Origin of the sequence: Microbulbifer celer (assembly GCF_020991125.1) — a bacterium.
GTDB lineage: Bacteria > Pseudomonadota > Gammaproteobacteria > Pseudomonadales > Cellvibrionaceae > Microbulbifer > Microbulbifer celer.
The window spans coordinates 216,007-230,356 of record NZ_CP087715.1 but is presented as its reverse complement, the minus strand read 5'-3'; the positions used below and the strand labels follow the sequence as shown (position 1 = coordinate 230,356).

The 14,350-nt window shown below is 56.4% G+C and carries 15 protein-coding genes; 6 read left to right on the top strand and 9 right to left on the bottom strand.

Annotated features, from left to right (window positions below):
- Positions 1-279: 279 nt before the first annotated feature.
- Positions 280-660 carry a hypothetical protein gene (locus tag LPW13_RS00880; RefSeq protein ID WP_230437570.1) on the top strand — a complete coding sequence of 127 codons (381 nt, stop codon included), beginning with the start codon at positions 280-282 and terminating at the stop codon, positions 658-660.
- A gap of 46 nt (positions 661-706) precedes the next feature.
- Here the strand turns inward: LPW13_RS00880 and LPW13_RS00875 are convergent, their stop codons facing one another.
- The 7 genes from LPW13_RS00875 to LPW13_RS00845 all read right to left on the bottom strand — a co-directional run bounded on the left by LPW13_RS00875 (position 707) and on the right by LPW13_RS00845 (position 9,301).
- On the bottom strand, positions 707-1,441 hold the full coding sequence (locus LPW13_RS00875; protein WP_230437569.1) for a hypothetical protein: 735 nt from the start codon (positions 1,439-1,441) through the stop codon (positions 707-709).
- Between the two features lie 159 nt (positions 1,442-1,600).
- Complete coding sequence (locus tag LPW13_RS00870) at positions 1,601-2,509, bottom strand: tyrosine-protein phosphatase (protein ID WP_230437568.1); 909 nt, start codon at positions 2,507-2,509, stop codon at positions 1,601-1,603.
- A gap of 93 nt (positions 2,510-2,602) precedes the next feature.
- On the bottom strand, positions 2,603-5,149 hold the full coding sequence (locus LPW13_RS00865) for a TonB-dependent receptor (RefSeq protein WP_230437567.1): 2,547 nt from the start codon (positions 5,147-5,149) through the stop codon (positions 2,603-2,605).
- Positions 5,150-5,318: 169 nt separating this feature from the next.
- On the bottom strand, positions 5,319-6,377 hold the full coding sequence (locus tag LPW13_RS00860; RefSeq protein ID WP_230437566.1) for a hypothetical protein: 1,059 nt from the start codon (positions 6,375-6,377) through the stop codon (positions 5,319-5,321).
- The gene (locus LPW13_RS00855) at positions 6,367-7,254 is read right to left on the bottom strand and encodes a hypothetical protein (protein WP_230437565.1); all 888 of its coding nucleotides are present in this window, start codon (positions 7,252-7,254) and stop codon (positions 6,367-6,369) included. Before LPW13_RS00855 ends, LPW13_RS00860 begins: the two co-directional genes overlap by 11 nt.
- 139 nt (positions 7,255-7,393) lie before the next feature.
- The gene (locus LPW13_RS00850) at positions 7,394-8,461 is read right to left on the bottom strand and encodes a helix-turn-helix transcriptional regulator (RefSeq protein WP_230437564.1); all 1,068 of its coding nucleotides are present in this window, start codon (positions 8,459-8,461) and stop codon (positions 7,394-7,396) included.
- A gap of 423 nt (positions 8,462-8,884) precedes the next feature.
- Positions 8,885-9,301, bottom strand: a complete 417-nt coding sequence (locus LPW13_RS00845; RefSeq protein WP_230437563.1) for a CBS domain-containing protein — start codon at positions 9,299-9,301, stop codon at positions 8,885-8,887.
- Positions 9,302-9,519: 218 nt separating this feature from the next.
- Between LPW13_RS00845 and LPW13_RS00840 the strand changes: the two genes are divergently transcribed.
- The 5 genes from LPW13_RS00840 (at position 9,520) to LPW13_RS00820 (ending at position 13,353) form a co-directional block, all read left to right on the top strand.
- A complete protein-coding gene (locus LPW13_RS00840; protein WP_230437562.1) occupies positions 9,520-9,960 on the top strand; it encodes a host attachment protein in 441 nt (146 codons plus the stop codon).
- Positions 9,961-10,078: 118 nt separating this feature from the next.
- Positions 10,079-11,032: a magnesium/cobalt transporter CorA gene (gene corA, locus LPW13_RS00835; RefSeq protein WP_230437561.1), complete on the top strand. Its 954-nt coding sequence runs from the start codon at positions 10,079-10,081 to the stop codon at positions 11,030-11,032.
- Positions 11,033-11,307: 275 nt separating this feature from the next.
- Entirely contained in the window at positions 11,308-11,955 is a 648-nt protein-coding gene (locus LPW13_RS00830) for a hypothetical protein (protein WP_230437560.1), read from the top strand.
- Between the two features lie 227 nt (positions 11,956-12,182).
- Entirely contained in the window at positions 12,183-12,767 is a 585-nt protein-coding gene (locus tag LPW13_RS00825; protein WP_230437559.1) for a cytochrome b, read from the top strand.
- Between the two features lie 19 nt (positions 12,768-12,786).
- Positions 12,787-13,353 (top strand): YceI family protein, encoded by a 567-nt coding sequence (locus tag LPW13_RS00820; protein WP_230437558.1) that lies wholly within the window; start codon positions 12,787-12,789, stop codon positions 13,351-13,353.
- Positions 13,354-13,505: 152 nt separating this feature from the next.
- On the opposite strand, the gene LPW13_RS00815 is transcribed toward LPW13_RS00820, so the two are convergent.
- Both LPW13_RS00815 and LPW13_RS00810 read right to left on the bottom strand, forming a co-directional pair.
- Positions 13,506-13,904 carry a hypothetical protein gene (locus LPW13_RS00815; protein WP_230437557.1) on the bottom strand — a complete coding sequence of 133 codons (399 nt, stop codon included), beginning with the start codon at positions 13,902-13,904 and terminating at the stop codon, positions 13,506-13,508.
- Positions 13,901-14,332, bottom strand: coding sequence for a hypothetical protein (locus tag LPW13_RS00810; RefSeq protein WP_230437556.1), 432 nt, complete (start codon positions 14,330-14,332; stop codon positions 13,901-13,903). Before LPW13_RS00810 ends, LPW13_RS00815 begins: the two co-directional genes overlap by 4 nt.
- Positions 14,333-14,350: the final 18 nt, after the last annotated feature.

The following is a 14,350-nucleotide window of genomic DNA, read 5'->3' as shown; positions in this document are numbered from 1 at the left end:
TGACGCCATTTTTAACGAATATCAAGTATCAGGAAGTTGGGAACTGGGAGTTGAGAAAGGGAACCGCCAAGGAAACACGGGGACTGCCCCACCATTGCCCCCCTCTAGAGCACATCCCGCCGCACAGACGCACATTTGCACCTCGTTGGTGCTTCCACACAGTTGTGAACCGTGACAGCAGTCACCTGTGTCATGTGGACTGAATGCAAACTGGCCCGGTATTTGCTCGTCAACTGTTACCCAAGGAAAACATAAAAAGACAACACAGGCTCAAAGACGATGAACGATCACCAGTGGTTGATGAATTCCCAGGCTCTCAATACGCTGCGCAAACTGCGCAAACGGATTCAGGCAGAATTTGATATCAATTTGCGCTTTTCTGATTTCGACTTTGAAACCCAATTGGCGGAGCTCAAACACCGCAGTCACGACACCGACACCCTGAATCTGATTACCGAACTGGAGGCACTCAAGGGTGCGCCGTTCATGACCGGTCACGAACCACCGGAAAGGCTCTATCGGGGACAAAAGATACTGCAGGAAAAAAAGGGGCAGGATATATACGAGCTGATTTATGGGAAGGACCTGGCGCTTCACAATGGTCGGGGCAAACCTGAACTTCCGCGCAAAATGTATCGCGGCCAGCCAGTACGCAACTGACGGCCACATTGACCAACTTGAAGTTGAAGGTAGCCGCTAACGGATATCATCTGTGGGCCATAGCCAGCAGAGCATCTGCCTCCAACGTATCTTCAATTTCGTCGAGTATTTCTTCGGCCATTTCCGCCAGCAGACGCTCGGTAGCCTCGCGAGTGGTATCCTCAACGACGCCACCATCTTTCGGGGCTCGGGTACTGTAGTGGGTCTTGAGTTTGAGGCTGGACAAATCCACCGAACCCTCGCGCAGGGCTGTCGCCCCCTTTACGGCCCCCTGCACACGATAATGGAACTGGCCATACGCCGACATGGTGCCTTTCTCCAGGTCGTAGTCACGGCGGCTGAAAATATCGAGAATTTTCTGGCGGATGATCACATCAAAGCTGGTGTATAACGTCAGCGGCGCCCCAGCATCCACCAGATGCACACGCTCGCCGGCAAAAAAATCACCGAACCGCTGCTGTACCTGCTGACTCAGATAAGCACTGAACTCCCGGCTGGCCTTCTCGCGCAATTCCCCCAGTCCCCCATTGCTCCCGGACAGGGCAAGCAGTAATTGCAGATTGTTGCCAGAGAGCGGTGTCGGGGCCTCTATGCGAATTTCAACGGGCGTTACCGCCAGCCGGATGACAGGATTCTCCCCGTTGTATCCGGGCCAGGTGCTGGACGCCTTGGCAAAGATCGCAGAAGACCAGCCCGCTGCTACAGCAAAAAACAGAGAAAGGGATACTCTCAGGGGGTTGGCAGTAAGGGCTTTCAGGTAAACAAATCGATTGAGGGGCATGGCATCGCTCTCGTGCGCTCCGGGTTAGTGGATGGAGCACTCCCGGCCTCAACCAGAAATGCCCGATCACCACTCCCTGCAATCAGCGGGCCAGATACAGCGCAGCCCGCTATTGCATGTTGCCTCTGAGCAATACGAGCATTATCGCCCGGAGCAGAGTTATTGCAGGTAGCGCGACTTCAGCAGAGCCAATTCCTGAGCATCCACATCCAGCGCATGCTCGATATAGCCTTCCACAGAGCCATGTTCACGCTCCATCTCGGCGAAAGCCGTTTCCAGCCAGGATACTTCTACTCCCGCCAGCACCTGACGCACTTCCGGGGGGAGCTGAGAGAAGAAGGCAAACATCTGCTTCTGCTTCTCGGTGGCGTCTTCCGGCAACTCCATCATATTCGAACCCTGCAGGGCTTTGTTCGACAGCATGTAATCCTGCTTGATGGTTTCGCGATCCACCCCCAGGGCGGTGAGAATCAGCGCAGCGCCAATTCCCGTGCGGTCTTTACCGGCGGAGCAGTGGAATAATAACGGATCGTCGCTCTCGATCAATTTCTGGAACATGGCGCGGTAGGCCGGCGTCTGCTGCTTCACAAGGCCCACATAGCCTTTGTCCATCATTTCCACCAGATCTTCTTTGCCGAAGTCAGGTTTGGACATGACCTTGGCGAACTCCTGCTCCCAGTTGCCCATGTCGTAGTCCCACTTCAGTTGCATCACGCTGCCCGCCTGCCAGTTGGTAGGTTCTTCTGTGCGTTCGCGGGTGGAGCGGAAATCCACGATAGTGGCAATTGCACGATCACGCAGGTAGTCATAATCATCGCCGGTCAGGTTGGTCAGCACGCCGGAACGATACAGTTTGCCCCACTTCACGGTTTTGCCATCGGTGGTCTCATAACCGCCGAGATCGCGGAAGTTGCGCCCGCCTTCCAGCGGCAGCACACGGGTCTGCTCTACGTTGGATTTAACCGCAGCGGTCTGCGCGCTATCCGCAACCGGGGCCGTTGCACTGCAGGCCCCGAGGACCAGAGAAATCGCCGCCGCCAGGATTCCATGGATGAATTTATTTTGCATGGTCTACCTCAATATCAGTTTGTAAGTGGGTATGGATACCGGGCCAATGGGCTGGCCCAAGCACCCTGAAAAAGGACATTCACGAAAAGGAAATCAGAAGTTCACCCGGAAGCCAGCCAGGTAGCGGCGGCCGAAGTTTTCCACCTGATTGGGCATACTTTCATCACCGGTGTAACGCACATCCTGTTCATCGGTCAGGTTGTTAGCATTCGCATACAGGGTGACATCCGCACCCAATACCGGCGTCGGCAGGTCGTAGCTCACTGACAGATCTACACGCTGCTGCTCTGCCCAGTAATCGGTCATGCCGACGTTCTCGGTGGTGGAGAGCCAATCGTCGCGGTACTGGTGGTTCAGGCGGATGGAGAACCCTTCCATCTCGTAGAACACGGAGGCATTGAAGATACTGTCGGAAGTACCCGGCAGGCTGTGGCGACTGCCATCGCGGGTTTCAAACTCGCTGTCCAGCAAGGTCAGGTTGGCGCTGATGCCGAAGCCATCCAGTGCCGGCAGAAAATCCGCCGCCTGGGCGATAGCATTGAACTCGGCGCCGCGCATCTTGCCGTTGCTGCCATTGATGTACTGGGTGTAGACCCAGCCATCGGCCCCCACGTCCGGCAGGTAGGCATCACCGGGAATGTAGTCGCTCTGCGCGTAGATCACGTTGTCGATGTTCCGGGTGAACAGGCCGGCACTCAGCAGGCTGGCATCGCCCGCATACCACTCCAGCGCCAGATCCGCACCCAGGGATTCTTCCGCGTCCAGTTCCGGGTTGCCCGCGGTGACTGTGCTCTGAATAAAATCCACCATGTCGTCGCCGCGCCACTCGGAATAGGTCGGGCGGCTGACGCCGGTGGAGACGGACATACGCAGTTTCACATCCTCCGCCAGGTCCACATTCAGGTGTGCACTGGGAAGCACATGGGTGAAGCTGTCTTCGAAGTTGCCGGTGGGGCCTTCGCTCAGGTAATCGGTATTTTCCGCCCGTGCGCCCAGTACCAGATTACCCCAGTCGTAGCGGGTGGTTACCATGACGTAACCGGCGGTGACGTCTTCTTCCAGGCGGATGGCCTGGGAATCGTTCGGGGTCAGGTTCAGGCCGCCAGCAACGTCGGCCCAAGCTTTACGCAGAGCTTTGTTGTCGTAATAGGTTGCGCCGGTAATGCCGTTGCTGAAGTTGCTGTCCCAGGCTTTATCGGTGGCGTAATCGGCGATATTGATTTCCGCCGGGAATTCACCCATGGCCAGTACCATGCCGTAACCGTCGGCCTCACGGGAATCCATTTCCACACCGGTTTTCACAGTGGCGTCCAGGCCAAACAACATCAGGTCGCGCTCGGCGTCCAGTTTGAACTTGGTGGCATCGATACTCATTTCGGAACCGATCTGCATGCCCAGTCGTCCGCGAGCGCTGTACTGAATATCGTTGATGCCGACTGGCGTCTGGGTGGCAAAATCCACCAGGTCAGAAACTGCCGGGTCGTACAGATCGCTGACATCAAAACTCGCCATCACGAAGCCGCCTTCGCTGCGGGGCATCGGCAGGTACATGATGTTTTCGGTTTCGGTGAAGTTGATGCGGGATTCCAGCAGCCACTCACCCAGGGCAAAGTCGGCACCGAGGGTGTTGGTGAAAGTGGAGTTTTCGTACAGCCCGTATTCCAGCGCGCGTCCAACCAGGGCGAACTGATTTTCACCCACCTCTCCGCTCACTTGCGGTGCGCCTACTGCGTCGGCGCCGCCGGCGAAATCGAACACAAACTGGTTGCGCTCTTCAAAGTCCTGAAATTCGTTGTACAGGGTACTGACAAATACCCGCTCCACCGCACCGTCGCCGCGGAACTCGAAGCGGCCACCGTGGGCGCGGTCTTCACGGGTCACTTTATAGCTGCGAAAGTCCAGCTCGTTGACCAGCAGCTCGCCATTGGCATCGCGCTCGATGCCGTATTCGCGGTTGTCGGTGGTCTGCTCGCGGCTGTTCTCGGAGGTGAACAGGGAGAATCCGAAATTGTCACCGGACCAGGAAGTGCGCAGGGCGAGCTTTTCGATATCGCCGTCGCCCAGCTGCTGGTTGCCGAGCCCCACATCGGTAGAAACCGCCCAGCCGGACTGTGCGAATGGATCGAAGGTGGAAATATTGATGTAGCCGGAAACCGCCTCCCCGGGCATGTTGGGCATGATCGCCTTATTGGCGTCGATGCGGCTGGTGATCACCGACGGAAAACTGTCAAAACGCGGCACACGACCGTTCTCGGCACCGGGAATACTCAGACCGTCGATGGCCAGCGAGGTATAGCGGAATGGGGCACCGCGGAAATTGATATAGCGCGCCTGTCCCTGGTCGCGCTCGATGGCGAGGCCCGGTACACGGCCGAGGGAATCCGCCAGGTTCTGGTCGGGGAAGCGGCCAATGGTATCGGCGGAGATCACGTCAACATTGTTGTCCGCATCGCGCTTGGCATCGATCGCGGCCTTTTGACTGTCGCGGATCGGCGATGCCATCACCACGATTTCTTCAACCGCCTCCGCTGCGCTACCGTCGACGCTCTGCGCCATGCCCGGCAGGGCCACACCGGCAAGGACAAGGGAGGGGGAGAGTGAAATCAACAGAGAAAGTCTGTTGCGCTTGAATTTGATCATTGTTCTGCTCCGAATAAGACTCGGTTGTTTGCACGTCAGGTCTCGCAAGGGCCCGGATCATTGCCGGGGCGTTCGGAGCGCATGATCAAAATTGCCTGTGACAGTCGGGTTAAAAAGACACCTCAATGGCAAAAAGAGATATCTCTAAAGAAAAAATCCTTATTAATCATTAAGTTATAAATTCAATCTGCCGGGCATCCAGGAGCAGCCGGTAGCGGTAACGACCGCTTTTGAGATCGCGTTCAGAGGCAAAAAGGTAGGGCGCAGCCAGATCTTCTCCCAGTACAGTGATCAGTTCATCGCGGATTTTATTGCGGTTCTGGTCCAGGGTTTTCGCGCGCAGCCCGTGCTCCTTCAGGTCGTTGATGGACTTATTATGGCCACCGTGGGCTTCCATCAATGTAATCAGTGACGCAGCGGCATCGCGATCAGGACGGTTTACCGGCGGGTTCCGATACCAGCCATCTCCGTATTGGCGCTGGCGGGCATACCAGAGAAAATAGAAGAACGGCGTTTTCGCCAGCGCAACCGGGATACCGTGCACAATCACCCGGCGCTGCCTGCAGTCAAAAACCAGTGAATCCTCACAAACGGCGGCCGCCAGGGCCTTTTCTCCATCCATATCGTCCGCGCGCAACGCACAATCAAACCAGGCCATGGCACGATCCGAAAGCTGTGCTGCACGTTGCCGTGCATTGCCCGGTGCAATACCGGCTTCGACCAGTCGGCGCATCCGCTGGCGGTGATTGATCGACATTGGGTGCGGTAACAGTGCGATCGATAAAATGGCCATCAGCGCCAGCAGGCTCTGGCTGCCCAGCAGCCACCCCCACCGGAAATCACATGTCAGCTGCAGCTGCACAAACCGCGGCTCACTGCCAAGAGACCAGGGCACGCTGATAACCCCCGCTGCTGCACGGTGTTGTTCGGCTTCGAGCTGCAGCACATGCAGCTGGCATTGCTCGACCAGATTCAGAGGGCCATCGACCGGCAGCGACTGCAGGTCTTTACCCAGCTTTTCCGCTACCAGATCCGACACGGTATCGTCCCCAAAGCGAGACTGCAGCGCCAGTGACAGGCGGGAAGGTAGTTCGACCTGTAGCTGCCGGGCGAGATCTTGCGCAACGGTCCGCTGTGCCTGCCAGTAGGCCAGACCGGACAGCAATACAGATACCAGCAGCCACAGTCCGGCGAGCCGGATAGTCTGTCGAATACGCTCAGGACCCACAGCGCTGCCCTCCGGCGAACACACGCTGGCTGCGCAGGTACTCCCCGGTAAACTGGTCGAGCGCTGACGCTACCGCACAATCTACCTCCGTAGGACGATCTTTACGCACAAACAGTGTCGCCGCGGTGGCGTTGCCGGCAATCAGAGTGCGAGACAGGGGGATATCCAGATCCTGCTCCAGAAAAAGCCCACCGCTGACCAGATCCAACTCACCGCGGGCAAAGGCGCCGTAGAGACTGGGCGCATCGTCAAAGTACACCAGCTCCTCGGCGGAGAAATCGATCCCCGCTTCCTTTAGTGATGCCAGCGGTAGCAGGTACATGGTGTGACTCTGGCGATCATTCAGCAGCCCGATCCGTTTACCGTGAAAGTACTCGGGAGTGAGCCTGGGTGGGGCGCCGCGGCTGAACCAGTAAACCTGGTAGTGATCGTAATGCAGTAGAGGTTCGTAATAGGACGCATATTCCGGCACCAGGCCAGTCATGGTGTGCTCCCGGCTCCAGATCAGATCGTAGGTTTCATTGAGGATATCCTTTGCGCTCAGCTGGCCACGGGGCTGCCAGTCGATCCGAACTGCGCTGTAGTACTGCCCCATAGAGGCAGCCGCGCACAGGTGGTCCGCTACCTGGCGCGCGCGGTGTGAGGAAACCGCGAGAAGGTCAAACACCGGCGCAGATGTCACTCCGCCGGTCTGGCACTGGTATACGTGATACTTCCCCAGGGTATCGAGTTCAATATGCTGGCGCGCCAGCAGGGAGGAAACTGCGATTGTAACGAGCAGTAAACCCAGCAGTGCAGCCGTGTAACTGCGCCGGGACGAGACGCCGATAGTAGGAAGCCGGCGATTTATCCATCGGTTGGGAGAGAAAGACGACATGAAACTGCGGCCTGCAATTGCAAGGCGACCAACTGTTCCGGGCCGCCAGGTTATGCCCGCAGTCTATGTATTTTTTATGACAAACCGATGACCAGTGGCGCACGCGGCAGGAAGCCGCGTGCGGCGATTCCACTTCAGGTTACTCAGCAGTTTCCCGCTCTGCCGTGACAGGTTGACGCTGCCGATTGCGATGCTGGCGCACCAGCCGCGCCGGCGTGACATCGAACTGACGGCGAAACGCCGCGACAAAATTGGACGGATGGTTGTAGCCGGCCATATAGGCCGCTTCACCGATACTGATGCCGTCAATGACCAGTGCCGAGCGGGCCATTTCCAGCCGGCGGCGACGCACATAGTCGATTACCGTGTATCCGTAGGCGGCTTTAAACTTTCTCTGCAGTGTGCTGACAGAGATTCCCAACGCTGTGGCGACGTCTTCCAGCCTGCGGCATTCTTTCAGGCAGGTATCCACTTTGTCTTTGAAGGATGGAAGGACAGGAGGAAAATCATCGCACTTTTCACTGGGTTCCGGCAGCTGATCGATCAGCTCCTGCAACAGCGCTTCCAACAGCGCGAGGGTGCGGCATTCGAGACTCAGACGCTGTGGCAGCCCCGGTGACTCAGGTTCCGCCAATTGATCGTCAAGCAGGGACTGCGCCAGTCCGGCTGTATCCTGTTGCGGCCGCCACACCCGCAACTGTCCGTGACCGGCAAACAGCCTGTGCAATTGCGCCTGTTCCGCTTCCAGGCGGCAACGCTGCTGCAACCAGCCCCGCTCCACAAATACACTCAGTTTACGCACATGCATGCCGCTGCAGGTGAAGCGCGTCATTATATCCGGGCGCGCCAGGACATAGGCGGAACACTCCAGTGACCGGTATTCACTGGCCCCCAACCTGCAGCGTTGCGGGCCAAGGGTGAAATCCACCTGCCCGGCAAAGATCAGGTTGAAGCTGATCCCGGGTTGTAACTCGCTCATACTGCTCAGGTTCTGCAGCTCTACCGCGTCGCTACCCTGCACTGACAGGCCACCACTGAAACTGTGGTGGAAAAACTTGCCACGCAAGACACCCTCGCCTATTGGCGTACTTCTCCCCCTCGCTGTTTGGCCGGGTGCCTGCAGCTGGTGACCGGTCACCGAATGATCCAGCATCCCCTGCCTACCATTACCGGCGATGATGGGCGACTTATCCGTGTCCGTGGTCATGTCCATTTCCCACCACTCTTACTCTTCCCCTGCACTACTGTTCTGCTCTCTACTGCGTGTGGCCGATACATCCCCTGCACCGGCCTGATTGCTTCCCGCAAATCCGGACAACATGGGGGGCTGACGATTGCGCATAGCAATTGCCCCTCGCGCAATACCATAAACACTTCACTGGGGCTGCCCATTAACATAACATAAACAATAACGATTCGCATTCTCCGATCAGAGGTAGGATTGCGTCATCGTCAACAGGTTTTGTTCACAGAACCAGGGAAGGAATGCCCGCTTCCAACATCTCCCGGAAACGGGCCGACCAGTGATATACGCCCACCGGTCGTCATTTTGTGCACGGATGCACATTTTTTGGACAGTAGCGCCCCCGTAAACGGGTACGAAAACCAACTGACCAGTACACTCACACGGTCAATGATGTGCCGAAACCGCCGAGGCGTAACGGGTGCATTCTTCGTCATTCGCGCCGTGGGAAATATCCCCCATACTGAGCATTCCCACCATGCGTTTGGCGCCATTCACTACCGGCAGCCGACGGACCTTCTCGCGCGCCATATGCGCAATGGCCTCTTCCATATTGTCATCGGCAAAACAGAACTCCACACCGTCACTCATCACATCGCGAGCCGTCAGGCCACTCAGGTCCGAACCTTCCGCCACACCGCGACAGACGATATCGCGATCCGTGACCATCCCGATCAATTTGTCATTTTCCCCTACCGGTATTACCCCCACATCGTGGTCTCGTAACATCTCTGCGACTTCCCGTAAGGGCGTTTCCGGCGGGCACCAGGTGACTCCCCGGTGCATTGCCTGTTCCACTTTCATCGCACACCTCCTACTCAAGATTTCGGACTGGGTCTAGGGTTTGAAACCCCGGTTGATTACACCGCCAGTATAGTGCGCTGATCCGGGTCTCACGGTTGGATTACGAACTGCCTGCCGCACTCTCTACCATTGAATTCTCTATCAAGGAGAAAAGTCGCACGGGGTCTGTATCGCAGTCCTGTCGCAACCGACCCAATGAAAATGAGAGGTAAAAGGTCATGTCAAAAGCCTGGGTACTGGTAGCAAACCATACGCACGCGCGCCTCTTTGAGGGGGAAAAGCGGGCCAAAACGCTCCACGAAATCGAATCCATGGTGTATCCGGAAGGTCGCATGAAAGGGCGCGACCTGATCACCGACGCCCCGGGGCGCAGTTTTGACAGCAGTGGTGAGGGGCGCCACGCCATGTCCCCCTCCACCGGACTGCGCAAACAGGGTGCGCAGAAGTTCGCCCGGGACATTGCGCACGCCCTGGAAAAAGGCCGCGTGGAAGGCCGTTACGACAAACTCTACATTGTTGCGGAGCCGTCGATGGCGGGCACACTGCGTATGTCCATGAGTTCACCGACCCTGGCCACCATTGCCGGAGAGTCCCGCAAAAATCTGGTCACCTGCGATTCGGAAAAAATCCGTGCAGAGCTCCCCATGTGGCTTTCCTGATAGTGTGAGTCTTGATCAGCAGCGCCAAGCACCTTATTGCCGCCACAGCGACGGCAATTGATTTGTCGCGGGGAGCTTGCGAACATGGCGTAAGCAATATCATCATCAGGACGCGGCAATGCTCAGACTGTTTGAAATCCAGCACGGCAAGATCAGGGAGTCCAATTCCGGTAGTCATTACGATAACCGGGCCCTCGCAGAAGCGGCGTGGATTGATCTGCAAGAGCCCGAGGCAGATGAACGGGACCTGCTGGAACAGTTACTGCGCACCGAACTGCCAGAGTCGGAAGATGTCGACGAACTGGAATCTTCCGCACGTTATTTTGTGGATACCGCAGGTATTCACGTTCACTCCCTGTACCTGACCCAGAGCGAAGGTCGGCATGCAACCGCCACTGCGGCGTTTATCCTCCAGCCGCAACGCCTGATTACCGTGCGCGACAGCGAACTGGCGGACTTCCGCCTGTTGCGGATGCGGGCACGACGCGACCAGGTAGAAGCCCACAGTGCCCAGGAGTTACTCACGCTACTGTTTGAACAGAAAGTGGAAAACCTGGCCGATGCGTTGGAAGACAACTATCTCAAGCTCGGAGAGGTCAGCCACCTGGTGCTGGAAGACGAGGGCGCAGATCTCGAAGAAGCCATCGACTACCTGGCAAAACTGGAAGACTCCAACGGTAAGATCCGCCTGTGCCTGATGGATACCCAGCGTTCTGTGGCCTTTCTGCAACGGCAATTCAAAGACGATGCCAACCTGCGCGAAAGCTGCTGGGGTATCCTGCGTGATATCGACACCCTGCTTTCCCACACCACGTTTCTGTTCGAGAAGATCAACTTTCTGATGGATTCCACCCAGGGGTTTATCAATATCGAGCAGAGCAAGATCATCAAGATCTTCTCCATTGCCGCGGTGGTTTTCCTACCCCCCACCATGGTCGCCAGTATCTACGGAATGAACTTTAAATACATGCCGGAGTTGGACTGGCTTTTGGGCTACCCCTGGGCACTGTTATTGATGTTGATGGCGGGTATGGCGCCATTTCTGTATTTCAAGAAGAAGGGATGGTTGTGAAGCGAAGGCGGCGATACCGGGTATGTCCCTGCGAGACCTTCTGCGACAGGGGACCTCGCAGAAGAGCCCCCAGGGATAGGTTACGGGGGCACCTAGCTCGTGTCTCGCAGGGGCATACCCGGTAGCGACACCGCCACCCAGCTAGTCAAAAACTAAAGCTCCTGAGCCAACAAAACCCATCGCTACCTGCTACCCTTGATGGGTAAAACTCCATAAAGCCATAGGGAGCGGAGATGGCACAGGCTGGCAGCAAAACCGGCAGCAGACCCTTCCATATGCGGCGCTGGCTAAGTATTCAGCAGGCGGTCGATCACCTCAGCGCCCTGTCCGAAGAGCCCCTCACCAGCGACGATCTCGCACGCCTCGCAGAAGACCACCAGCTTGATCTCTACTGGTACCGCCCCGGCCAGCAACTCCATTATGTCGACCACCCCCATACCCCCACCACCGAACTCAGCCAACCGCTGCGCCTGTGCCCGACGATCGAAAGCGACTGGCAGGCAATCGTCGGTGTGCTGCGCCAGCGCCCCGCCTTCCCCGCGGAAGAAAACGATACGCCCCTGCTGCGGGACGCTGATGGCAACAAAATGCGCATCACATTCGACTTCAACGGCCGTCCAGAGCCGTTCAGTGGGCGTTGGTATCCCCAGTACGGAGAGCTGGTGGTCAAGCGGCGTGACATTGAGCGGCTGGAACAGCGCCTGTTCCAGAGTGATGAAGACAGCGACCTGGAACCACAACTGTTGCTGGACGTCATCTGGGAACTGGAGCAACTGGCGCTGGAAAACGGCAACGCCAACGATCCCTCCCGGCACGACCTACAGTGGCTTGCCCATACCCTGAGTGACCGTACACAACTGGAGCCCGCGATCCTCGACCGCGTGCTGCACGCCGCGGAGCGCCGCCACCAGTCCCACCACTGAAACCTTCTATCCTGCCGACTCTCGCCACCAGCCCCTGATCGTACCTGAACTTATCGCGGTAAATCTGATCTATTACCTCTTGGCCAGCTGGCAATAGCCTGCCGCTATTTGCGCTCATGCGAAAATTTCGAACAATAGATTCAGCTTTTTGCGCTATTCCCTGCGCGTAGAATTTTTATAATGCTGCCCTGACCTGAGATAAGCGGTCGCGGATCAAGGAGTTTACAGTGCAGACCCGTAATACAGACACTCACTACGGCTGGGTCGCCGTCGCGTTCCACTGGCTGATGGCGCCGGCAATCATCGGTATGTTCGCGCTCGGCTGGTGGATGCGTGGGCTTTCCTATTACGACCCCTGGTATCGTCAGGGACCGGAAATCCACAAGGCGGTAGGGATTATCCTGTTTGCGTTGCTGGTCGCGCGGCTATTGTGGCGCTGGGCCAACCCCGCACCGGCACCGGAAGCGGCTCCCCGCTGGCAGCAGAAAATCGCCGGCGCGGCACACGGCCTGCTTTACCTGCTGCTGATTGTGATCTCCATCGCCGGTTACCTGATTTCCACCGCGGACGGACGCGCTATTGAAGTCTTCAACTGGTTCACGGTACCCGCAACGCTGCAGGGGCTGGAGAATCAGGAAGATATCGCCGGGACCATTCACAAGTGGCTGGCGTGGACGCTGATGGGATTGGTATTGCTGCACGGCCTGGCTGCACTGAAACACCATTTTATCAACCGCGATGCCACATTGCGCAAGATCCTGGGGCTTGGGCCCCGCGCACACGAAAAAAGCTTACAAACCAATCGTCCATAAACCAAAACAGGAAGAGACCATGAAAAAACTTGCAGTTCTGCTGTTTGCCACACTGATTGGCGCCACCGCCCAGGCCGCTGATTACAAATTCGACACCAAAGGCGCCCACGCATTTGTCCAGTTCCGCATCAAGCACCTGGGCTACAGCTGGCTGTATGGCCGTTTCGACAAGTTCGACGGCAACTTTGTTTACGATGAAGCCAAGCCCGAAGCCTCTACTGTTGAAGTCACCGTGGACACCACCAGCCTGAACAGTAACCACGCGGAGCGCGACAAGCACCTGCGCGGCAAAGATTTCCTGAACGTGGCCGAGTTCCCCACCGCCACCTTCAAGAGCACCAGCTTTGAACCGCAAGGCGACGGTAAAGCGCTGCTGAAGGGTAACCTGACCCTGCACGGTGTAACCAAGCCGATCACCATCGATGTCAGCGAAGTGGGCGGTGGTAAGGACCCGTGGGGCGGCTACCGTCAAGGCTTTACCGGCACTACCGAATTCAAACTGAAAGACTTCGGCATCGACTACGATCTGGGCCCGGCCTCCCAGACCGTTGAGATGATCCTGGATGTGGAAGGTATTCGCCAGTAATCGTCAGATTTCATCTCTCACAGGATGAACGTTTGAGAACCCGGCCTTAGTGCCGGGTTTTTTATGCCTCGTGAATAGATAAACGCCAAGGTATCACACCTTATTCAACTGTGAGTCTATATGGCTGACACAGAATTCTGAACACCCTCTTTCTAGTCGCTGTTATCGCTTGATCCATCCATCTCATTCCTGACCTCCATGTCCTGATGGAGAAAACCCTCAAACCACGCCTCAAATTCCTTTTTCGAACCTGCCACCCATGCTTGGGTCTTTAACTCTATGCTTTGTCCTTCCGTTGCAACGGACCGCTTAACCACTGCAGGGTGTGCTGTATGGTTAGGCTTTGTAAAAAAATAAACAGCCATTTCATCGGGAACATCCACTCGATAACTAGTCCCCTCGTCAATGACAGCACTACCCGTTGCACTAGTCACCTCTTGCCACATGGAATCCCATTTTTCTTTCGGAATATCCTCCACCGATACCTCAACTTGACCTTGGGCCTGTGTTAAAAGGGCAAGGCCTAATACGAGCCCTAGAATAACTCTCATAAGTTCAATTTCTTGTTATCAATAACAACCTTAAATACCACTGCCGCAACAGCCCCACAAAAAGCCAGCTTGGCTAAATTAATAAAAAACCTTCTCCACCAATGTATTGTCAAATGACCGTCCTCAATAAGTATACGACTGCCGGACCGCAAATACTGATGATCTAAGCCACTCATTAGGTGCAAAACTGCCCAAGGTAGAACAGCACACAAAACGGCTGCTCCCATTATAGGCATCAACCTTAAATTACCCTTTGCTTTAAGCCATAAATAGGCTGGACCTGCAAACAAAAAGGATTGCAAAAGCGCCGCCACGAAAACAACTGGAAATACTCTTGCATACAATGCGAGATCTCCACTAACTGCCCAGAAAGTGTAAATGGCGCTTGCCGCAATCGAAGCAGACAAAAAACCAAGTGCGGCCATCATAAAACAGACCTTCTATAA